A 20,167-nucleotide genomic window follows, 5' to 3' on the forward strand; every position below is an offset into this window, starting at 1 on the left:
GGCATATTTTAATGAAGATCAGATGAATATTTAATTCTAAAAGCTGTTCTTCCACATCATACTTTCTACCGGCTTAGTCGTTTTATTATTGTATTTAGCGTTACCCTTGGTGTTATACATGGTTTCAATATTTCCTTCTACAACGAAATATATTAGCTGGCCGATGGGCATGCCTGCATAAATTTTCACAGGCTGGGCCACAGAAATTTCAAGCGTCCATGTATTGCAGAAACCAACATCGCCTTTTCCGGCAGTGGCATGAATATCGATACCTAATCTTCCTGTACTGCTTTTACCTTCTAAAAAAGGAACATGACTATGTGTTTCGGTGTATTCTAAGGTTACTCCAAGGTATAATGTGCCTGGCTGAAGTACAAAACCATCTTTAGGAATTTCGAAATGGTCAATTTCATTATGCTTTTTTGCATCTAATACGCGGCTTTTATAGGTTGCAAGGTATTTTCCAAGGTGTACATCGTAAGAGTTGGTGCCCAAACAAGTTCTGTCAAAAGGCTCTATAATTATTGTTCCCTTTTCAATTTCCTCTAAAATCCTTTTATCTGATAATATCATTTTTATGCGTATTTTTGGCCTAAATTATCATTTATTTAAGATAGTTTTGCATGCAAATTTCAATTTTATAAATGCCTATAGTTTATAATAAAAACATTGATGAACATTCGGTTTTGGCAATCTGGAAAATTGAAGAAACTGAAGCTGAACTGCTTGCCGGCTTACAACTTAAGCAGCATGAGTGGGATATCATTGCATCATTTAACAATGGAAAAAGGCTGCTTCATTGGTTAAGTACAAGGCTTTTACTTAGAACCCTGCTCAACACTAAAGAATATATCGACTGTCAGTTCGATGAAGATGGAAAACCATACCTTACCAATTCTGATTATAAAATATCATTGAGTCATTCTTACGATTATGCCGCCGTAATGATTAGCAAAGATTTTGCTGTTGGCGTTGATATTGAATTGATTAAACATAAAATTAAAAGCATTAAACACAAGTTTTTGAACGATGTAGAATTGGCTCAAAAGCAAATTGGAGACAATACCGAAGGCCTTTATGTTTGCTGGTGCGCCAAGGAAGCCATTTATAAGTGGCATGGCAAAAAAGGTTTGGAGTTTAAAAAGCACATCCATATTAAACCGTTTAAGCTTAAAAGCGAGGGAAGCCTAAATGCTATCGTGGAGTTACCGGACAGTACGAGAGCACTAACTGTTCATTATTTTAAAACGAAAGACGGCTACATGTTAGGCTATGTACAGGCGCCGGCGTAAACAGAGAAAGGCCAGAAATGAATAACGATAAGCAAAACCAGATTACTGAAAAACAGGATATCGCTGTAAGTGATTTACAAAACCGTGCTACAAAGTTTATTGATTGGGGCCTGACCGACTACCAGGAAGCCTGGGATAAACAAGAAAGTTTACTGAATGAAACTGTTGCCATTAAAACTGAGAACAGGGTAAACGGAACGCAGTTGCCAACCCCAAACTACTTAATTTTTAACGAGCACCCACATGTTTATACGTTGGGAAAAAGCGGGCATTCCGAAAATTTATTGTTAGATGAGCAGGGGCTTAAAGATAAGCAGGCAACTTACTATAAAATAAATAGAGGTGGCGACATTACTTATCACGGCCCTGGGCAAATTGTTGGCTACCCGATTTTAGATTTAGATAACTTCTTTACAGATATACATTTATACCTGAGAACGCTGGAAGAGGCCGTTATCCTAACCTTAAAGGATTATGGAATTGAAGCTGGCCGCTACCCGGGTTATACTGGCGTTTGGCTTGATGCAGATAATGAAAAGGCCCGCAAAATCTGCGCAATGGGCGTTCGCTGCAGCAGATGGGTAACCATGCATGGCTTCGCATTCAACGTAAATGTAGATTTAGAATATTTCAAAAATATTGTTCCATGCGGCATTGATGACAAGGCCGTAACCTCATTACAAAAAGAGCTTGGCCATAAACTTGATATTGAAGAAGTAAAGTACAAGCTTAAAAATCATATTGCGGGCTTATTTAAAATGGATTTGGTTTAAAATCTAACCACAATCCTTTTGCGTAAATTAGGCTATGAAACTTTTATTCGGCTTTGCCTTATTTTGTTTGCTATCTTCGGGCTGCACTAAAGAAAATGACATGTCTGTTGCTGCTCCGGCCGATACAAACTTTATTAATCCTAATGCCGTTGGCAATTACACATATCTTGCCTTGGGAGATTCTTACACAATCGGCGAATCCGTAACGCAGGCAGAATCTTTCCCTTATCAGCTTCAGGCTAATTTAAAAAAGAATGGCCGAAATGTAGAAGACCCGAAAATTATCGCTGTAACCGGGTGGACAACAGATGAGCTTCAGGGTGCAATAGCACAGGCAAAACTTACACAGAAATTCGATTTTGTTACCTTATTAATCGGGGTTAACAATCAATACAGAGGTTACCCTATAGAAACATATAAAAAAGAGTTTTCGGCATTGCTGCAAACTGCAATCGATTTTTCTGGTGGAAGAAAAGCAAGGGTTTTTGTAATATCTATTCCCGATTGGGGCGTAACGCCATATGCTAAAACGTTTTCAAAAAGCGCTCAAACCATTGCATCAGAAATTGATACTTTTAATGCTGCTGCGGAAAAAATTACACTGGCTGCGGGGGTAAGTTTCACTAACATAACGCCCGATTCCAGAATGGCTGCGAATGATGTATCTTTAATTGCAGGCGATGGACTGCATCCGAGTGGGAAAATGTACACCAATTGGGTTAATGCGCTGGCGCCCAAAATTATGGATGTTATTAAATAATGTAATCTAACTGTTACTCCATTATTAATCAAAAAGTTATAATTTAGTTTAACTATCTAATCATTAAACTAAAAACTTTTATTAATTATGGATGACTATCAATCTGCTGCAGGTTCAGGCGCTCTTGCCGCATTTATTGGAGCCTATTTCTTTTTTATTCTTATCGTTTGGGTTATTTCCGTTGCAGGAATGTGGAAAACCTTCGAAAAAGCGGGCAAGCCGGGTTGGGCTGCTATTATTCCAATTTACAACATTATCATAATGTTAGAAATTGTTGGCAAGCCGATGATTTGGATACTTTGGCTGCTTTTACCTTGCACAAATATTGTATTTGGTGTTTGGTTGCTAAACCTAATGAGCAAAAGTTATGGTAAATCAGAAGGGTTTACGCTTGGCTTACTTTTTCTGTCGTTTATTTTCTGGCCGATTTTAGGCTTTGGAGATGCCAGATATTTAGGTCCGTCAGCCGCGGAAGCACAGAATCGTGGTTTTGGAAATAATCCGTTCAATAACCCGAACAACCCATTCGGTAATCAAAACACGCCATTCAACAACCCTAACGACACGCCACCGCCTGTAGTTTAAATGGTTTTAACATTATCATACCAAATATTTTGCAGCCCGGTTAATTTATTTAACTGGCTGCAAAATCATTTATTACCATGCCCTTTCAAAAGTTTAACAAACTTCGATTGCCCGGGTTGTGGCTTTCAGCGGGCATTTATATGTCTTATCAAAGGAAACTTGAGCGAAAGCTGGCAACTGTATCCGCCAACAATCCCAATCATCAGCTTGCTTCTATTTGCCGCAATATCTTATTTCGCTGGTTTCAAAACCCGCTCTAAAGCAATTAATATTTTCTCGATATTGGTTGGAAATTTTATTCTGCTATCCTATTTCTACAAAATGGCAATGCATTAGTATGCTGTGTTAGCCGTTAAATAGCTATAATCTTTTAAAATGGTTTCTAAAAATTGAAGTTCATTCATGCCGGCAGGCATTGCAGGATTGATGTGTTCTTTTACTTTGCCAGCCATTGCGTAAATTAATTGAGGGTTTCCGGTTTGGTAAAAACCGGTTAGCACTTCATAAATGAGCTCCACATCACGATCATTCAAAAGAAGTGCTTCTTTAAAAGTTGGCTGGTAATCTTCCGGTAATGAAGAAATGAAGGCGACGTTATCGATCTGAGTACGCGGCACTGTTTTAATAAGTGTTGTTTTTGCAAGCATATCGCCCACACGCTGATGATTTTTGGAAATCGCGACAGCAATTAAGGCAACAACGCCCCAGCCAAAGAAAAAGCCAAAATCAACAATCCTGAATACCCACCGCATAAGGTATTGCCCAAAACTTGGCTGGCCGCCATCCAAACTAATTACCTTAATTTTCATAACTTTCTTCCCGAAGGTTTGGCCATCCATAAATGTTTCGCAAACTAAATCGTAGAATAGAAAAATGAGGCCAAAAAGCACCAGTAAGACAACGATTAACATTTCAGACCGGCTGATTGATGCCACAAGCATTAAAATTACAGCAACAATGTAAAGTATGGCAAAGCCTGCCAAATCAATTAGCCTTGCCGCAATTCTTTCACCCAAGCCTGCAACTTCATAATCAATATCAACATTTTGAGCAGTGCTAATTCTGATGGTTTCCATATTTCAAACATAATTTTTTTTTTAACAAAAGCGCTTAACCGCAATCAAAAATTTATGGCCAAAGTTTTAGTTCCTATTTTTTGTAGCTAAGAAAAATTAGCCTATTTTAACCAAAGATTTATCAAATCGATGAGAGAAGCCTTATTTGTAAAACAAAACACGGAAAAGTGGAAACGCTTCGATGAAATGCCATTGGCAAATTCTGATGAGCTTGCCGATCGTTTTACAGAGATAACAAATGATTTGGCTTATTCAAAAACATTTTATCCCAACTCAAAAACAACGGCTTACCTTAATGGCCTGGCTTCAAAACTGCATCAATCGGTATACAAAAACAAGAAAGAAAAATCTAACCGGTTTGTTTATTTCTGGAAAACCGAATTGCCTTTGCTTTTTTTCGAGCATAAGAAGCAAATCATGTATGCATTCGCTTTTTTTTTGGTTTCATGTATCATCGGTGCCATTTCAGCAAAATACGACGATACTTTTATACGCTTAATTTTGGGCGACGGGTATGTAAATATGACCAATGATAATATTGCCAAAGGCGATCCTTTTGGCGTTTATAAACAAGCAAACCCGCTTTTGATGTTTATCCAGATTGGGGCAAACAATATTTTTGTTTCTCTTTTAACTTTTGTGCTGGGCATCATCTTTTCTTTTGGAGCAATCGTTTCAATCTTCAGGAACGGAATTATGCTTGGTTCATTTCAATATTTCTTTTTTAGTAAAGGCTTAGGTTTACAATCCGTTTTGGTAATATGGATACACGGAACGCTGGAAATTTCGGCCCTGGTTTTAGCCGGTGCGGCAGGCCTGATTCTGGGTAACAGCATGTTATTCCCGAAAACTTACACGAGAAAGGCCTCAATATTAAAAGGGGCGAAAGATGGCTTAAAAATAGTTTTCGGTTTAGTTCCAATTTTTGTAGTGGCTGCTTTTTTTGAAAGTTTTGTTACCCGTCACACCGAAATGCCGGCGTTTTTAAGTGCCCTTATTTTATCGGTTTCGGCCATATTTATTGTTTGGTATGTAATTATTTACCCAAAACGCATTAGCAAAAGAACACTCATCTAACATTATGCTTTCAATTATTGAATTTAAAAAACGAAGAGATTTTGGTCAGCTTATCAACGACACGTTCACCTTCATCAGGCAGAATTTTAAATCGTTGTTTACAACTTACTTCATTTTTTGTGGCCTTTTTGTTTTAGCAGGAATGCTCTCTATGCTTTTACAGCAATACAAAGCGGTGCATACTTTTAACAATATGGATGTAAATACGCCAAGACGTAATTTAAGTTTTGGTGGGCAATTGGGATGGGAATACTGGCTCGCCATTTTATTTACGATGGCAGGCTATGCAAGTAGCACGATTACGATACTTTCGTACATTGCAATTTACGTTCAAAAAGGGAATAAAACGCCCACCACCGACGAAGTTTGGGGTTATTTCAAATATTATTTTTTTAAAGTTTTCGGCAGCACTTTATTACTGACCCTATTAATGGGTTTTGGGCTGCTCTTTTGCGTTTTACCTGGCTTGTGGCTGTTTCCATTCATCTCCATTGTATTTCCAATCATGATTATAGAAAATGGCACATTTAGTTATTCATTTAGCCGAAGCTTTAAACTTGTGAAAGATAATTTTTGGTTAACTTTTGGGTCGCTCGTAATCATTTGGATAATCGTTTATGCCTGTATGACGCTTGTGGTTTTGCCGACTACAATCGTTAGTATGATTGGTCTTTTCTCTTCCACAAAACCCGAAATGTCTCTTGTTTTTACCATGTTAACTACTGTGCTCCAATACCTTTGCCAGGTATTTATGACCTTTCCACTCATTACTGTGGCTTTAATTTATTTTAATCTGGTAGAAGAAAAAGAAAGCCTTGGTTTAATGGAGCGGATTTCAAATTTCGGCGCAGCCGATAAACCAATTGACAGCCGACCGGAAGAATATTAACATGTCAAATTTCGCACTCAAATTTCTCGTTGTACTGTGTTTGCTTTTTGCATCAGCAAATGCCTATGCTCAAAATTCCATGCCATCGGTAAATCACAGCATAAAAACGGATAGCACAAATTTAAAACCCGCAAAGTTTGATAAAGAGGCTTTAGAAACCTTTGCCGATCAGACAGCATTTCAGTACGATGGCGATTTGGTAAGGGATATTTCTCTTTGGGATAGGTTCTGGATGTGGTTTTGGCGACTCTTTAACGACCTTGCAGGTAGCGCCGCCTCGAATCCGCTTTCGAGATATTTTTTCATTGGTTTGGGTGTTGCAATTTTGTTATATATCGTGATAAAGATTGTTGGTACCGAAAACATCTTTAGTAAAAAATCAAAAGAGACGATTTTGCCTTATGATATTATAAATGAAAATATTCATCAAATTGATTACGAAAAGGAGATTCAAAAGCTTATCGACCAAAAAAAATACCGCCTTGCAATTCGATTGCTGTATTTAAGAACACTGAAAAAACTGAGCGACGCCGAAATTATAAACTGGCAACCTGAAAAAACCAATTACAATTACTTTACCGAAATTTCCAAACCCGAAATTCAAAACGAATTTGGCGTGCTAACCCACCAATTTGATTATGTCTGGTATGGTGATTTTCCTGTTGATGCACAAAAATTTGAGCCAATTAACCAATCATTTAATCATTTCAACGCCCGGATTTAATGAAAGGATACAAAATTTATTTCGGCATTGGCATCATCCTGATATTAATTTACCTCGTAGCGCAGTTTAACAAACCAACCCCTACAGATTGGTCGCCCACCTACGTTAAGAAAGATAAAATTCCTTATGGCACCTATATCTTTTACAATCGAATTAAAGATATTTTTCCAAAAGCTAGTGTAAAAACATCAGCCTTACCCATTTACAATACTATTAAAAGTAGCAACTACCGCAACAGCACTTATATAATTATCGCCCCTGAGATAAAAATTGAGCTGGCGGATTTAGCACAATTAAAAAAGTATATGTCTGCCGGAAACGATGTTTTCATTGCCAGTTACAACCTCGGAGAAAAGGCAGAGAAAGCATTAAAACTAAAGATCTCTTCATCTTTTTCTCAAAGTGGTAGTTCTTTAAACTTTACCAATCCAAACCTGAAAACAGTTGTAAACTATGGTTTCGAAAAAGGAATAGGCGATCAATATTTCAGCAGAGTAGATACCTCAAGTGCGGTTGTTTTGGGTGTTGATGCAAAAAATCGCCCTAATTATGTAAAATATAACTTTGGTAAAGGTTCGCTTTATTTAATTGCCGGCCCGGGATTTTACAGCAATTTTAACCTTCTGGACAAATATGGTGCAGAGTACGCGGGGAAAACTTTGAGCTACATACAGAGCGCAACAACAGTTATCTACGACGAGTATTTTACCGTTCCGAAAACTGGAGAACAAGGTTTAATGAGGGTTTTCTTTAAGCATCCGGAATTGAAAAACGCCTATTACCTGTGCATTTTTAGTTTACTGCTTTTCGTTTTTTACGAAATCAAACGCCGGCAGCGGGTTATTCCTATCGCAGATGCTTACACAAATACGTCAGTAGAATTTGCTAACGTGGTTGGCAGTGTATATTACCACCAGCGAAATAACCTGGATATTGCGCAAAAGAAAATCAGCTTTTTGATGGAACATTTGCGAAGCAGATATTACCTGAAAACAAACGAAATACAAACAGATTTTGCAGAAACTTTGCGATTAAAAACTGGTATTAACGAAACGTTGGCTAAAACTTTAACAAGGTATTTTATGCAGGTACCTACGCTCGATCATTTTAGCGATACAGAATTGATTGGCCTTAATAGTATAATTGAAGAATTTTATAAAAAAACAAAACCTAATGGAGCAGGAACAAGAGCAATTTAGCCAGCGAACCGATTTAAGTGTGCTGAATGACGCGGTAACACAAATACGTAGCGTGTTGAGCAACATCATAATTGGCCAGAAACAGGTAATCGACTTTTTAATAGTAGGCTTGCTTGCCGACGGACATATTTTGATAGAGGGCGTACCCGGTGTAGCAAAAACCTTAAGTGCCAAACTCTTGGCAAAATCAATTGCTGCGCAATTTTCAAGGGTGCAGTTTACACCAGATCTTATGCCGTCTGACGTGTTAGGAACTCCTATATTTAATACCAAAACCGGCGATTTTGAATTTCGGAAAGGGCCAATATTCGGCAACATTATCCTTGTAGATGAGATTAACCGGGCACCGGCAAAAACACAGTCGGCCTTGTTTGAAGTGATGGAAGAGCGCCAGGTTACCATTGATGGAACAACTTATCAAATGGAGGAGCCATTTCTTGTTTTGGCTACCCAAAACCCAATTGAGCAGGAAGGCACCTATAGGTTACCCGAGGCACAATTAGACAGGTTTTTATTTAAGATTGAAGTGAAGTATCCAACACTTGAAGAAGAAACTCAAATCCTTACAGCACAACATTCTTTGGTTAATAAAACGATGCTTGATAACGTAAAACCTGTGTTATCAATAGAGCAAATTAAGGCCGCCCGTGGCATTATCCGTAACCTATTTGTAGAGCCAAAATTGCTGGAATTTATTGCGAAAATTGTTTTCGAAACCCGCAACAATCCGTCGCTGTACTTAGGCGCCTCACCAAGAGCTTCACTCGCAATTGTACACAGCGCAAAGGCGCTGGCAGCCATACGTAACCGGGATTTTGTAACGCCAGATGATATCATTGCAGTGGCCACACCGGTGTTGGCCCACCGGATATTATTAACACCCGAAAAGGAAATGGAAGGCATAACGACCACTGATATCGTAAACCAAATTATCAAAAAACTGGAAATACCCAGGTAGGCACCAATTATCATTTTAAAAAAAATTCCTTGAAAAAAATCTTTCAGCAATACTACATAAATCTTTTTTTAACCGACCGCCTTTTTGGGGCATTGGCTCTTTGTGTATTGCTCTTTGTTTTAAAATTCTTTTTTAGATGGCTGGGAGAAATTCCGGAAATTGCCACAGGCCTGGTTTTTACCTTATTTGCTTTAGATATTATAATCTTATACCGGAATAAAGGTGGAATTGATGCACACAGGCGGACGGCAAAGCGATTAAGCAACGGCGACGAAAACCCGATACAAATAGAGGTAAAAAACAGCTACGGCTTTAGGGTTAACATTCGAGTTATTGATGAAGTGCCTTTTCAGTTTCAGCTTCGCGATAAAGACTTTGAATTAAGCCTTAAGCCTGGTGATGTAAAATCCATTCATTACAATTTGCGGCCAACCAAACGTGGCGAATACGATTTTGGATTTATCAGGATTTACACCGGAACCTTGATCGGTCTGGTAAACAGGCGATATAATTTTGATGGAGCACGGATACTTCCTGTATATCCGTCGTTTATCAATTTAGGTCAGTACGAATTAATGGCCGTTTCCAATCATCTAACGGAATTTGGCATAAAAAAAATAAGAAAAGTTGGCCAAAGTTCGGAGTTTGATCAGATAAAGAATTATGTGGGCGGCGACGATATCCGAACAATAAACTGGAAGGCTACTGCAAGAAAGGGTGGCTTAATGGTAAATACCTACAGCGATGAGCGTTCGCAGAATGTTTATTCTATTATTGATAAATCAAGGGTTATGAGAATGCCTTTTGAGGGTTTGAGTTTGCTTGATTATGCCATAAATGCAAGTGTTGCGCTATCGAAAGTGGCAATGCTGAAACAAGATAAAGCAGGAATTATAACGCTATCAGAAACCATTGGGGCTGTTGTGCCTGCGGAACGAAAAGCTGCACAGCTTGGGCACATTATGCAGGTTTTATACAAAGAAAAAACGAGGTATCTGGAAAGCAACATGGACGCACTGTATGCGACCATCCGCTCTGTAATTAAACAACGAAGCCTGATCGTTTTTTTTACAAACTTTGAAAGTTTATCGGCCCTGCAAAGACAATTGCCATACCTTAAACGGATTTCAAAATACCACCTACTTGTCGTTGTCTTTTTCGAAAACACAGAATTGAAAACCTTGAGCACTGAACCTGCAAAAGACGTTGAAGGAATTTACCATAAAACCATTGCAGAAAAATTTATTTACGAGAAAAAACTCATGGCGTTAGAACTAAACAAGCATGGCATACTTTCAATTTTAACACCGCCTCAAAAATTAACTGTAAACGTAATTAATCGTTACATGGCGTTAAAAGCACAGCAAAAAATTTAGTAATTATTCTTCGTCTCTAAAATAAACCTTGTAGTAATTCAGCGATTTATCGTCATCATAGCCCTTCTCAATCATATCCTTATTTCCATGGATGTAGATGTGAAAATTTTTATCAAGCTTTAGTACACTTTTGTATGCCCTTGCCTGTTTTTTTACGGCAGATTCTGCAATTTCAAATGAATCTGCAATGGGCGATTCATACTCCTGCTCGTAATTTTTCTTGTAATTTTTAAACGATTCAATGCCTTCTGCGTTCCCGATTACTTCATTGCTAAATTCATCGATATCGAAGGTTTCTTTTTCCTTAAAATATTTCATCGAGCGGTTAAGCAAATCAATTTTATCTGCCTTGCTTATCTCGTATTCATCATCCATTTTTTGTGTTACAAAATTTTTGTAAACACCTAAAACATTATTTGTCTGGTTGTAACTATCATTGCGGATTTTGAGTTTCAAAAATTCGTCTTTCCAGTAAACGGCGCTGTCGTTACTACTTTTTGCCTGGTCCAAAACCACTACTTTATAGCCTTCCTCCCTATCAACATTAAAAATTAAACAACCTTTATCAAGCTTATTAATGCTGATTGCTTCCTGTTCGTAACTCATTCCAAAACCATCCTGCTCAGGATAAACTTTTAAATAAGTGTCTTTTGTTTCTGATTTAAAAATGCCAATCACATCAAGTTGTTCACCTTCAATTTGCACCTTCTCAAAATAGCCAACGTAAAGTTCTCCTGATTTTATTTTTGGATGATTAGCCACATCATACAAATGTTTTGCGAGTTGCTGCGAATCTTCATGAAAGTGCTCGATGTTCTCAAAAATCTCTGTAGCGAAATGAAAAACCTCGTTAAGTTGCAGGTTATCATTAGGATGATAAAAGCGATAAACCTCGTTAACTTTTTCGAAGGGCTTAAGAAAGAATTGCATTAGCAAATTGCCCAGCATTTCATCCTCAATTTTTAAGGGCGCATCAGATAGTTTGTAATATTCCTCAACTAATTTGTTGCCGGTGTGGTGAATGGAGAGTTGCTTAAGCGAAGCCTCGAAAAATGAAATCATAGCGGCAAAAGTAATGAATAATCAAATCATTGCGCAGCAGTTTACAAGCTTTAATCGTTGCTTTCTATTAGCTTGTTTATAAAGGAAATAAACTTTTTATCGGCATAATTTGCCACTCCTTCATGTTTAAAAGATATTCTACCCTGTTTATCAAAAATTATGGTTGTTGGCAGCGGCCCAGAAAAAATCTGCTCCGGAACATTTGCATCAACTTTAAAAACCGGCATGGCAAAGCCTCTGTCAGACATGTATTTCGTCGATTTTGCAAAATCTCCATCAGCATCTGCAAAAATAAATGTTATGTTAGGATTATTCCGAAATTCTGAATGTAGTTTGTTTAGTGAAGGCATTTCTGCACGGCAGGGCGGGCACCAGGTTGCCCAGAAATTTAGAAAGACAACTTTACCGCTTAAGTCTCCTAAATCTATTGTATTTCCTTTACTATCGCTAAACTTAATTCCTTTAAGGCCTGGCGATTCTGTTGCCGTCTCTTCAATTTTCGGACGATAAAAACCAATTTCCATCAAGCCCTTTAACAAAAAAGCCTTTGCATCTGGCACAAAAATCACGATCAATAATAGCGCAATAAAGAGGGTGTTGAAAATGTTTTTCTTAATGAGTTTCATCTATTTAAGTCAGCTGGTTTTCTATATATAACTGCACGCATTATAAACCATAAATTTACAATTGGAATAGCTAGAATTTTACCTGGAAGCAGAAGCAACTGACTCCACAACAACATTCTGTTGATATCATCAGTATACCTGAAAGGGTTATCTATAAAGCCAAAGAAACCAACATTATTTAAGGCTGGTTTTGGGTAAATATAATATGCCAAAGCCAGGTAAGCTACAATTGAAACGGATATTAACATACCCTTAACTGCGTTATAGTAGTGGAACCGATTAAAAGCCAATACATAAATAACAACACCCAAAACAAACAAGGCACAAAAGCCAACGATGATTATCCAAATTCTTGGCCAGGCTAAATGATAATGACCCCGGTCAAAGTTTCCTGTTGGGCCGGGATTGTTTTTTTCAAAAAACCATTCGAATAACGACATATCTTCTTTGTAAGCGATGCTGTAAACTAACTAAAACTTTTTGGAACGCATATCGCGATAACACTATCAAAGCAATGTTACCTTTCAAAGATATATAATTGAATACTATTTGTTACTTTTGGCGCATTGAAAAAGCACAGGCAAAACATCAATCGTTTTCTATCAGCATTAATGTTGATGGTTTTTGCCATTGCCTTAACGCCGTGGAACCTACTTCACCATCACCAGCCTGTTCCGGTGGTAACAAAAGAAATTAACTGTAAACATTTAAGTCACGTTCAGGCACATGCCGATAATTGCTTGATATGTAATGCTGGTTTCGAAAAAAATTACGTTCACACACACCACATCTATAAAATATACCTTTCGGCCAAAATTTTTAGTCAGGCAGCACCTGTACTTAAAAGTTTCTACGCAGAGCTGAAGCGAACCAGTTTACGGGGACCGCCCTCAGCCTAATTTTTTCAGCTTGGAACACGTTTAAGTGTTAAACAAATTTTTATTTATAGGATATTAAGACATCATGCTTATTGCTGTTGTCTTGGCTATCCGTAACGATTAAAAAACATGCACATCATGAAAAAATTACAGCTTTTAGGCCTTGTAATTCTATATACATTATTAAGTACCTCCGTTTTTGCAAACGTTTTAAAAGATATTAAAGGTAAAGTTACAGATGCATCTACAAAAGAAACACTTCCCGGGGCTACCATCTTCATCCCTGATTTAAAGGTTACGGCACAAACGAATAACGATGGTGAATTTACTTTAAATAACCTCCCTGCAAAAGGAGTTTATTTGGTAGAAGTTCATTATGTAGGCTATAAAACTTCTACCCGAGTTATAAATTTAGCTAGCGTAGCTTCGCTGGATTTCGCTTTGCAATCTACCGCAATAGAAACCAAAGAGGTTGTTATCACCGGAAGCTTAATTAGCAGTACCAGTAAACGAAATAGTGCTTCGGCGGCAGTTTTAGGTAAAGATCAGCTGCTGCAACCATCAACAAATTTAATTGATGCGTTAACTAAAATTCCGGGGGTTTCGCAAATCACTACTGGCCCGTCGATATCTAAACCTGTTATAAGAGGTTTAGGTTACAACAGAATCGTGACTTTGGATGATGGAATTAAACAGCAAGGGCAACAATGGGGCGACGAACATGGCATTGAAATAGACCAATTTAAATCTGACAGGGTTGAAGTGTTACGCGGTGCCGCATCCTTAATGTACGGCTCAGATGCTTTAGGTGGTGTTATCAATTTATTAGAGCCAAGTTCGGCGCCTGATGGCCAGGTTAAAGGCGAATTTATTACGAATTATTCTACAAACAATGGTTTAACAGCAAATTCCCTTATGTTAAACGGCAATGAAAACGGCTTTGTTTGGAGAGCCCGCGGAACTTATAAAAATGCTTACTCCTTTAAAACGCCCACAGGTTATTTCCCAAATTCGGGTTTTAATGAAACCGATTTAAGCGGTATGGTTGGCTTAAATAAAAGTTGGGGATACACACATTTGAATGTCTCCAGCTTCCGCAACAACATTGGTTTTTATGAACCAACTTTGGATGCCGCTGGTAATTTTGTTAAAGAAAATGGCGATCCGTTTGCTAATGCAGATTTCAAAAGCAGAGATTTAGACTATCCCCGTCAGGACATCAGGCATTTTAAAATTGCTTTAAACAACAACTTTATAATCGGCGACGGAAACCTAAAAGCTGACTTCGGATACCAGCAAAATCAACGCCGCGAGCTCGAAGACGGACCAGATCCATCCTTATTTTTCGACCTGAAAACTTATAACGCCGATTTAAAATACTACATACATCAAACCAGTAACGGCTGGCAGCCAGTATTCGGTTTTAGTGCCGATGCAGGTAAAAGCCAGAATAAAGGTGTTGAATTTTTAGTGCCCGCTTACAATACTTACGGAGTTGGTGTTTTCGCTTATGCGAAAAAGAATTGGGAAAACAGTACGTTTAGCCTGGGTGCCCGTTACGATTTCCGAAAAAACACCGGCGAGCAGTTATTTGTTGATGGAGATGAACAAGTTGCTCCTTTCGTAAATAAATCGTCGAACGTTAGTGGCGCCTTAGGTTTTACCCACCAGTTTAACGAAGAATGGAACTTTAAAGCCAACGCAGGTTCGGCTTTTAGAGCCCCAAATCCAGCAGAGTTGGGTTCGAACGGTGTGCACGAAGGTACTTTCCGGTATGAGATTGGAAACCCGAATTTAAGTCCCGAGCGCAGCTACCAGGTTGATGCAGCATTAGAATATGAAGGCAAGATTGTAAGCGCCAGTGCAAGCATTTACAATAATTACGTACACAACTTTATTTATGCTTCCAATAACGGCGAAACCATTACTGCTGAAGGCGATGAATATCCTGTGTACCGTTATGGGCAGGTGAATGCCAATCTTTATGGTGCAGAGGCGAGTTTAACCATCCATCCGGTTTCTTTTATCCATTTCGAAAACACATTTGGTTATGTACATGCGCAAAACAGTACTCTAAGCAGGCCATTGGCTTTTATTCCAGCCGGAACATTGAGAAATGAGCTACGTTTCGAGCCAAAACTGAAAGGTACAAACGATGCATATTTATCAGTTGGCATACAATCGGCATTTAAACAAACACGTGTTGATGATGTGTTCGAAACGCCTACAAGTGGTTATACCCTGTTAAATGCCGGAGTTGGCGCTACGTTTAACTTAGGCAAACAGCCCGTAAAACTTTCCGTATCGGCGAATAATTTATTAAACCAAAAATATTACGATGCGCTGAGCAGATTTAAGCCTGGCCGTTTCGATTATGAAAATCCAAATCTTGGTGTTTATAATACAGGAAGAAACATCACTTTTGGTTTATATATTCCTTTTACTTTAGCTAAGTAAGCCAAGGCGCAAATTGAGCGAATTAACCGACAGTTAGAATTATAAATCAGTTTAAACAGAAAATCCGGCTAATGACCGGATTTTCTGTTTATCGCATATTACAATTTTATTTTTTAAACGTTTCTCGTTTTGCTCTAACGTATTGATTTGGCCATTCCGTTTCATCGCCCAAAATCTGAGCTGCATGGGTTGGAAAATAAGCATCTCGTAACGATTCTCTGGCGATGAAAATTAGATCTGCTTTACCTTGTTCTAAAATTTCCTCCGCCTGGTGCGCTTCTACAATTACGCCAACGGCGCCCGTGTATATTCCAATTTCATTCCTGATTTTTTCAGCAAACGGAACCTGGTAATTCGGACCTGCAGGGATAAAAGCATCCGGAACATTTCCGCCCGATGAAGCATCAATCAAATCTACACCCCTATCTTTCAGTACAGCCGCAAGTTGAATAGAATCATTCTCGTTCCATCCACCTTCGGTCCAGTCTGTTGCAGAAATGCGCACAAATAAGGGCAGGTTGTCTGGCCATACAGATTGGACAGCTTCAACAACATCAATGGTTAGCCGAATGCGGTTTTCGAAACTGCCACCGTAAACATCAGTGCGTTTATTGCTCAGCGGACTAAAAAATTCATGTAATAAATAGCCATGAGCAGCATGTATTTCAACTACTTTGTAACCCGCATCCAAAGCTCTCTTTGCCGCAGCCCGAAATGCGAAGACAATATCCTGAATTTCGTTAATAGATAACTCATGAGGGCTTTGTTGCCCAGCCTTGAACGGAATAGCCGACGGACCAACTGGAAGCCAGCTATTTTCCCCTTCAGTAAGCTGTTCGCCACCGTTCCAGGGCAAATCACAACTTGCTTTTCTACCTGCGTGTGCAAGTTGAATGCCTGCAATAGCGCCATTACCATGAATGAAGGAAACAATTTGTTTTAGCTTTTCTACATGTTCATCCTTCCAGATGCCTAAATCGGCATGAGTGATTCTTCCTTCGGGCACAACGGCAGAGGCTTCCTGAATAATTAAACCGGCACCGCCAACTGCTCTGCTCCCAAGGTGAACCAAATGCCAGTCGTTGGCAAAACCATCAACAGCAGAATACTGACACATTGGAGAAATTACAATTCTATTTTTTAAGGTAACGTCTTTAAGTTTTAAAGGTGAGAATAATTGAGACATAATATTTTGTAAGAGATAAACCTATTGGATAAAAAACTGGATAACCTTTCTGTAGTTCATTGATTGTATGCTAAACCTTCAACAGAAACCAAAAAAGCCTGTTATCATACAAACATACAACTCCAACATTAAGGATGTTTTATCATATCCGTATTAAAATCTACATTTTACACAAGCCTTATAAAATTGACTGCAAATAAAATAATTGCAAAATTATTTGGCAGTGATAAAAATAGAACATAATTTAGTGTATTATTTAACTAATACAGTAGAGATGATAAAAATAAGTAATCTGGATTTTGGCTACAGCAAGCATAAGCCACTATTTAAAAATATGAGCATGCAGTTAAGCAATGGCCATATTTATGGTTTGCTTGGAAAAAATGGCGCCGGAAAATCGAGTTTGTTAAAGAATTTAGCTGGTTTGGTTTATGCGCAAGGTGGCTCTTTAGAGGTGATGGGCTTCAATCCTGCGAAGCGACAACCGGCCTTGCTGGAGCAAATTTGCTTCATACCGGAAGAATTTTATTTGCCGCCGGTTAAAATTGATTCTTATATTAAAGCGAATGCCCCATTTTACAAAAACTTTAACCATTCTTATTTTGCTGAGTTACTGAAGGAATTTGATATTCCGGCCAGCAACAAACTCATCAACATGAGTTACGGCCAGAAGAAGAAGTTTATAATAGCCTTCGGCCTTGCAACAGAAGCAAAGTTGGTTATCATGGATGAGCCAACAAACGGCCTGGATATTCCTTCGAAAGCACAGTTTAGGAAAATCATGGCATCAGCATTAACAGATGAGCGTTGTATCATCATTTCAACCCACCAGGTTAGAGATTTAGACAACCTGATAGATACCGTAATTATGCTTGATGAAAATGATGTGGCATTAAAAGCATCAGTTGAACAAATTACAGAAAAATTGACATTTAAAAAGGTCAAGGAACTTGATGAAAGCATCATTTATGCGGAACCATCTTTATCTGGCTACAATGCAGTTATGCCAAATTATCATAATGAGGAAAGCAAACTCGATATGGAGCTTTTGTTTAATGCAATACTTGCAGAAAAAACCAAATTTAAACCCCTATTTAACTAAGCCATGAACAATACATTTAACATAAACAGATTTGGCTTATTGCTTAAAAGACAATGGCTGGATTTTGGAAAGATATATTTGATTAGCCTTTTGGTAATTCTTGGCGTCGTAATCGGATTTTACGCCTGGAATAGTCCTTCTCCATTAAAATTTAACAACTATGATGGTGATGGTAACCTTGATATGCGCTTCAGATATGGCTTGTTCTTAATACTGGGCTTTATCTTCATCAGTGTGGTTGCAAGCAGTTATTACGCTTTTCTCGGACAAAAACCGCGGGCAATTTTAGAGCTAATGACGCCGGCATCGACCTTTGAGAAATTTTTGGCCGGCGTGTTTTACACCGCAGTTTTAAGTTTAGCAACTTACTTAATCTTGTATTACCTGGTAGATTTATCTTTTGTAAAATACATTAACGCCCACCTCTCCGAATTTAAAGTAGATGGCGCAAAACAAAGCTCAGTAAAGCCCGCCGAAAGTATAAGCGCTCAGATTTTTAGTGACGAAAATTACAGGCACTATTTCCTGCATTTCATTTCAGTTCCGTTTTTAATCACCAGCGTCTTCCTTCTCGGGTCAGTCTATTTCAATCGGTTTCACTATATAAAAACAGCAATTTCAGTTATGATTTTTACAGGTGCAGCAAGCTATCTCATTTTTAAATCAGTAAATCTTTTAACAAGAAACATGGTAAATGTAAGCCATGGTGGCCATCGTAACAATGAGCAACTTGCATTTTTACTGATATTCTTGATAACAACTACCTTAACATTAATTTTCTGGGCGATAACCTATATCCGTCTAAAAGAAAAAGAGGTTTAATTTTAATTGCTATAAACATGGAATTTAGAGATAATAAGGCGATATACCTTCAAATAGCAGATTACGTTTGCGAACATATTTTGCTGGGAAAGTGGAAAGCCGATGAAAAAGTGCCCTCAGTTAGGGAGCTTGCCATAGAAATGGAAGTAAACCCAAACACCGTGATGCGCACATATGAACTTTTACAGAACAAAAACATCATAAACAATAAAAGAGGCATTGGTTTCTTTGTTGATGAAAGCGCAACTGAAAATGTAAAAAGCTACCGAAAAGTGCAGTTTATAGATGATGAATTGCCTGTAGTATTTAGAAACATTTACTTGCTAAATATCGGTTTTGACGAACTCAAAACCAAATACGAATCATTTGTTAAAGAAAATTTTAACGCTTAAAAACATGAAAACAAGTAATAAAATATTAATTGCATTGGCGGTTGCGCTCATCATTATCCCGATTATTGTGGTCGCGATAACGGTGAAGTTAAATTATGCTGACCAGAAATCTGCCGGGGCAGAAAACAAAACAATTGAGCACTTTGCTACACCAACAGCCGGCTTTGTTAGTTCAGAAATAAATAAACCGTTTACCAGAATACAGGTGACGGACGCGAAAGGATTATTTTTAAACATACAACTAATTAAAGACTCAAAATCAGGGATAAAAATTTTCCAAAAACGATAAGAGCCTGATAAACTTTGAGACAGATGGGAACGGCGTGCTACAAATTACTATCAAAGATGCCGGAAATAACAAAGGCAATTACTCGTCGATAGTCATTTATTCGCCAAACTTTATAGCGCTAAGTATGGCAAAAGGGCGTGGTTTATCGCTGACCGCAAATGTAGATTCCCTGCAGTTAGATGCAGGCGAACTAGATGACGTTTCCATTGGTTCGGAAACAAAAATGAAAACGCTAAATGCGACGCTAAATAAGGTTGGTAGATTAAATTTCGATAACAATCTTAAAGTTGATGTTGTAAGTCTAAACCTCAAAAATTCCAATTTCGAATCTGAAAGGACTTCTTGTAAATCGCTGACAGTTAATGCATATGGCAATTCTGACATAGCAATCTCAGGGGAAAACAACAGTTCTAAGAAATTTCAAATTGAGAACCTCTATATCAAGACGACAGGTAAATCAAACTTGAAAGTTGAGGATATTATCGTAAATAAATCGTCAGGAAGTTTATCCGATTCGACAACAGTTAACATGTCTGCGGCAATTTTGAAAACAATGTTTAACAAATAGAAACGCTTAAAACAGTAAGCTTTATGCCTTCTAAATTGCGCATAAAGCTTACTTAAATTTGATTTCACGGGAAGTT

The 20,167-nt window shown here is 38.1% G+C and carries 24 protein-coding genes; 18 read left to right on the plus strand and 6 right to left on the minus strand.

Annotated elements, in window-relative coordinates:
• Nucleotides 1-36: 36 nt before the first annotated feature.
• Nucleotides 37-573, minus strand: coding sequence for a dCTP deaminase (gene dcd, locus AC0IWT_RS15360; protein WP_056869422.1), 537 nt, complete (start codon nt 571-573; stop codon nt 37-39).
• A gap of 71 nt (nt 574-644) precedes the next feature.
• Between dcd and AC0IWT_RS15365 the strand changes: the two genes are divergently transcribed.
• From AC0IWT_RS15365 to AC0IWT_RS15385, 5 genes are all read left to right on the plus strand, one after another.
• Nucleotides 645-1,292, plus strand: coding sequence for a 4'-phosphopantetheinyl transferase family protein (locus AC0IWT_RS15365; RefSeq protein WP_056869421.1), 648 nt, complete (start codon nt 645-647; stop codon nt 1,290-1,292).
• Between the two features lie 17 nt (nt 1,293-1,309).
• A complete protein-coding gene (gene lipB / locus AC0IWT_RS15370; protein ID WP_471797825.1) occupies nt 1,310-2,065 on the plus strand; it encodes a lipoyl(octanoyl) transferase LipB in 756 nt (251 codons plus the stop codon).
• Between the two features lie 34 nt (nt 2,066-2,099).
• On the plus strand, nt 2,100-2,825 hold the full coding sequence (locus tag AC0IWT_RS15375; protein WP_471797826.1) for an SGNH/GDSL hydrolase family protein: 726 nt from the start codon (nt 2,100-2,102) through the stop codon (nt 2,823-2,825).
• Between the two features lie 87 nt (nt 2,826-2,912).
• Nucleotides 2,913-3,410, plus strand: a complete 498-nt coding sequence (locus AC0IWT_RS15380) for a DUF5684 domain-containing protein (protein WP_056869419.1) — start codon at nt 2,913-2,915, stop codon at nt 3,408-3,410.
• Nucleotides 3,411-3,746, plus strand: coding sequence for a DUF2752 domain-containing protein (locus AC0IWT_RS15385; protein WP_471797827.1), 336 nt, complete (start codon nt 3,411-3,413; stop codon nt 3,744-3,746). It abuts the gene before it with no gap.
• Here the strand turns inward: AC0IWT_RS15385 and AC0IWT_RS15390 are convergent.
• Complete coding sequence (locus AC0IWT_RS15390; RefSeq protein WP_471797828.1) at nt 3,743-4,486, minus strand: RDD family protein; 744 nt, start codon at nt 4,484-4,486, stop codon at nt 3,743-3,745. The genes AC0IWT_RS15385 and AC0IWT_RS15390 overlap by 4 nt on opposite strands.
• 129 nt (nt 4,487-4,615) lie before the next feature.
• On the opposite strand from AC0IWT_RS15390, the gene AC0IWT_RS15395 reads away from it, so the two are divergent.
• From AC0IWT_RS15395 to AC0IWT_RS15420, 6 genes are read left to right on the plus strand one after another with little or no spacing between them, the layout of a single operon-like run.
• Nucleotides 4,616-5,563, plus strand: a complete 948-nt coding sequence (locus AC0IWT_RS15395) for a stage II sporulation protein M (RefSeq protein WP_471797829.1) — start codon at nt 4,616-4,618, stop codon at nt 5,561-5,563.
• A gap of 4 nt (nt 5,564-5,567) precedes the next feature.
• Nucleotides 5,568-6,452: a hypothetical protein gene (locus tag AC0IWT_RS15400; RefSeq protein WP_056869415.1), complete on the plus strand. Its 885-nt coding sequence runs from the start codon at nt 5,568-5,570 to the stop codon at nt 6,450-6,452.
• A 1-nt stretch (nt 6,453) separates the two neighbouring features.
• Entirely contained in the window at nt 6,454-7,176 is a 723-nt protein-coding gene (locus tag AC0IWT_RS15405; RefSeq protein ID WP_471797830.1) for a DUF4129 domain-containing protein, read from the plus strand.
• A complete protein-coding gene (locus tag AC0IWT_RS15410; protein WP_471797831.1) occupies nt 7,176-8,375 on the plus strand; it encodes a DUF4350 domain-containing protein in 1,200 nt (399 codons plus the stop codon). Before AC0IWT_RS15405 ends, AC0IWT_RS15410 begins: the two co-directional genes overlap by 1 nt.
• Nucleotides 8,350-9,333, plus strand: a complete 984-nt coding sequence (locus AC0IWT_RS15415) for an AAA family ATPase (protein ID WP_471797832.1) — start codon at nt 8,350-8,352, stop codon at nt 9,331-9,333. Before AC0IWT_RS15410 ends, AC0IWT_RS15415 begins: the two co-directional genes overlap by 26 nt.
• A 29-nt stretch (nt 9,334-9,362) precedes the next feature.
• Nucleotides 9,363-10,709 carry a DUF58 domain-containing protein gene (locus AC0IWT_RS15420; RefSeq protein WP_471797833.1) on the plus strand — a complete coding sequence of 449 codons (1,347 nt, stop codon included), beginning with the start codon at nt 9,363-9,365 and terminating at the stop codon, nt 10,707-10,709.
• Nucleotides 10,710-10,712: 3 nt separating this feature from the next.
• Here the strand turns inward: AC0IWT_RS15420 and AC0IWT_RS15425 are convergent, their stop codons facing one another.
• The 3 genes from AC0IWT_RS15425 to AC0IWT_RS15435 are packed head-to-tail and all read right to left on the minus strand — an operon-like array spanning nt 10,713 to nt 12,837.
• Nucleotides 10,713-11,771 (minus strand): nucleoid-associated protein, encoded by a 1,059-nt coding sequence (locus tag AC0IWT_RS15425; protein ID WP_056869410.1) that lies wholly within the window; start codon nt 11,769-11,771, stop codon nt 10,713-10,715.
• 50 nt (nt 11,772-11,821) lie between these two features.
• Nucleotides 11,822-12,397, minus strand: coding sequence for a TlpA family protein disulfide reductase (locus AC0IWT_RS15430; RefSeq protein WP_471797834.1), 576 nt, complete (start codon nt 12,395-12,397; stop codon nt 11,822-11,824).
• Nucleotides 12,394-12,837: a hypothetical protein gene (locus AC0IWT_RS15435; protein WP_471797835.1), complete on the minus strand. Its 444-nt coding sequence runs from the start codon at nt 12,835-12,837 to the stop codon at nt 12,394-12,396. The genes AC0IWT_RS15430 and AC0IWT_RS15435 overlap by 4 nt, the downstream gene beginning before the upstream one ends.
• Nucleotides 12,838-12,963: 126 nt before the next feature.
• Here AC0IWT_RS15435 and AC0IWT_RS15440 point away from each other — a divergent pair, with 126 nt between their 5' ends.
• Nucleotides 12,964-13,296, plus strand: coding sequence for a hypothetical protein (locus AC0IWT_RS15440; RefSeq protein WP_157274811.1), 333 nt, complete (start codon nt 12,964-12,966; stop codon nt 13,294-13,296).
• Nucleotides 13,297-13,413: 117 nt separating this feature from the next.
• Nucleotides 13,414-15,732: a TonB-dependent receptor gene (locus AC0IWT_RS15445; RefSeq protein ID WP_471797836.1), complete on the plus strand. Its 2,319-nt coding sequence runs from the start codon at nt 13,414-13,416 to the stop codon at nt 15,730-15,732.
• Between the two features lie 106 nt (nt 15,733-15,838).
• On the opposite strand, the gene namA is transcribed toward AC0IWT_RS15445, so the two are convergent.
• On the minus strand, nt 15,839-16,918 hold the full coding sequence (gene namA, locus AC0IWT_RS15450) for an NADPH dehydrogenase NamA (protein ID WP_471797837.1): 1,080 nt from the start codon (nt 16,916-16,918) through the stop codon (nt 15,839-15,841).
• 274 nt (nt 16,919-17,192) lie between these two features.
• Here namA and AC0IWT_RS15455 point away from each other — a divergent pair, with 274 nt between their 5' ends.
• The 5 genes from AC0IWT_RS15455 to AC0IWT_RS15475 are packed head-to-tail and all read left to right on the plus strand — an operon-like array spanning nt 17,193 to nt 20,091.
• Nucleotides 17,193-18,020, plus strand: a complete 828-nt coding sequence (locus tag AC0IWT_RS15455; RefSeq protein WP_056870201.1) for an ABC transporter ATP-binding protein — start codon at nt 17,193-17,195, stop codon at nt 18,018-18,020.
• 3 nt (nt 18,021-18,023) lie between these two features.
• Nucleotides 18,024-18,842 carry a hypothetical protein gene (locus tag AC0IWT_RS15460; protein WP_471797838.1) on the plus strand — a complete coding sequence of 273 codons (819 nt, stop codon included), beginning with the start codon at nt 18,024-18,026 and terminating at the stop codon, nt 18,840-18,842.
• A 17-nt stretch (nt 18,843-18,859) separates the two neighbouring features.
• Complete coding sequence (locus AC0IWT_RS15465) at nt 18,860-19,234, plus strand: GntR family transcriptional regulator (RefSeq protein WP_056869405.1); 375 nt, start codon at nt 18,860-18,862, stop codon at nt 19,232-19,234.
• Nucleotides 19,235-19,238: 4 nt separating this feature from the next.
• On the plus strand, nt 19,239-19,523 hold the full coding sequence (locus tag AC0IWT_RS15470; protein WP_471797839.1) for a hypothetical protein: 285 nt from the start codon (nt 19,239-19,241) through the stop codon (nt 19,521-19,523).
• Nucleotides 19,524-19,557: 34 nt separating this feature from the next.
• Nucleotides 19,558-20,091, plus strand: coding sequence for a hypothetical protein (locus AC0IWT_RS15475; RefSeq protein WP_471797840.1), 534 nt, complete (start codon nt 19,558-19,560; stop codon nt 20,089-20,091).
• The last annotated feature ends 76 nt before the right edge of the window (nt 20,092-20,167 follow it).

The sequence above is a fragment of the Pedobacter sp. AC464 genome (genome assembly GCF_979253075.1).

What these genes read in the sequence shown, in the direction of transcription:
- dcd (WP_056869422.1), bottom strand. Translation starts at nt 573, where the DNA reads ATGATATTATCAGATAAAAGGATTTTAGAGGAAATTGAAAAGGGAACA.
- AC0IWT_RS15365 (WP_056869421.1), top strand. Translation starts at nt 645, where the DNA reads ATGCCTATAGTTTATAATAAAAACATTGATGAACATTCGGTTTTGGCA.
- lipB (WP_471797825.1), top strand. Translation starts at nt 1,310, where the DNA reads ATGAATAACGATAAGCAAAACCAGATTACTGAAAAACAGGATATCGCT.
- AC0IWT_RS15375 (WP_471797826.1), top strand. Translation starts at nt 2,100, where the DNA reads ATGAAACTTTTATTCGGCTTTGCCTTATTTTGTTTGCTATCTTCGGGC.
- AC0IWT_RS15380 (WP_056869419.1), top strand. Translation starts at nt 2,913, where the DNA reads ATGGATGACTATCAATCTGCTGCAGGTTCAGGCGCTCTTGCCGCATTT.
- AC0IWT_RS15385 (WP_471797827.1), top strand. Translation starts at nt 3,411, where the DNA reads ATGGTTTTAACATTATCATACCAAATATTTTGCAGCCCGGTTAATTTA.
- AC0IWT_RS15390 (WP_471797828.1), bottom strand. Translation starts at nt 4,486, where the DNA reads ATGGAAACCATCAGAATTAGCACTGCTCAAAATGTTGATATTGATTAT.
- AC0IWT_RS15395 (WP_471797829.1), top strand. Translation starts at nt 4,616, where the DNA reads ATGAGAGAAGCCTTATTTGTAAAACAAAACACGGAAAAGTGGAAACGC.
- AC0IWT_RS15400 (WP_056869415.1), top strand. Translation starts at nt 5,568, where the DNA reads ATGCTTTCAATTATTGAATTTAAAAAACGAAGAGATTTTGGTCAGCTT.
- AC0IWT_RS15405 (WP_471797830.1), top strand. Translation starts at nt 6,454, where the DNA reads ATGTCAAATTTCGCACTCAAATTTCTCGTTGTACTGTGTTTGCTTTTT.
- AC0IWT_RS15410 (WP_471797831.1), top strand. Translation starts at nt 7,176, where the DNA reads ATGAAAGGATACAAAATTTATTTCGGCATTGGCATCATCCTGATATTA.
- AC0IWT_RS15415 (WP_471797832.1), top strand. Translation starts at nt 8,350, where the DNA reads ATGGAGCAGGAACAAGAGCAATTTAGCCAGCGAACCGATTTAAGTGTG.
- AC0IWT_RS15425 (WP_056869410.1), bottom strand. Translation starts at nt 11,771, where the DNA reads ATGATTTCATTTTTCGAGGCTTCGCTTAAGCAACTCTCCATTCACCAC.
- AC0IWT_RS15430 (WP_471797834.1), bottom strand. Translation starts at nt 12,397, where the DNA reads ATGAAACTCATTAAGAAAAACATTTTCAACACCCTCTTTATTGCGCTA.
- AC0IWT_RS15435 (WP_471797835.1), bottom strand. Translation starts at nt 12,837, where the DNA reads ATGTCGTTATTCGAATGGTTTTTTGAAAAAAACAATCCCGGCCCAACA.
- AC0IWT_RS15445 (WP_471797836.1), top strand. Translation starts at nt 13,414, where the DNA reads ATGAAAAAATTACAGCTTTTAGGCCTTGTAATTCTATATACATTATTA.
- namA (WP_471797837.1), bottom strand. Translation starts at nt 16,918, where the DNA reads ATGTCTCAATTATTCTCACCTTTAAAACTTAAAGACGTTACCTTAAAA.
- AC0IWT_RS15455 (WP_056870201.1), top strand. Translation starts at nt 17,193, where the DNA reads ATGATAAAAATAAGTAATCTGGATTTTGGCTACAGCAAGCATAAGCCA.
- AC0IWT_RS15460 (WP_471797838.1), top strand. Translation starts at nt 18,024, where the DNA reads ATGAACAATACATTTAACATAAACAGATTTGGCTTATTGCTTAAAAGA.
- AC0IWT_RS15465 (WP_056869405.1), top strand. Translation starts at nt 18,860, where the DNA reads ATGGAATTTAGAGATAATAAGGCGATATACCTTCAAATAGCAGATTAC.
- AC0IWT_RS15470 (WP_471797839.1), top strand. Translation starts at nt 19,239, where the DNA reads ATGAAAACAAGTAATAAAATATTAATTGCATTGGCGGTTGCGCTCATC.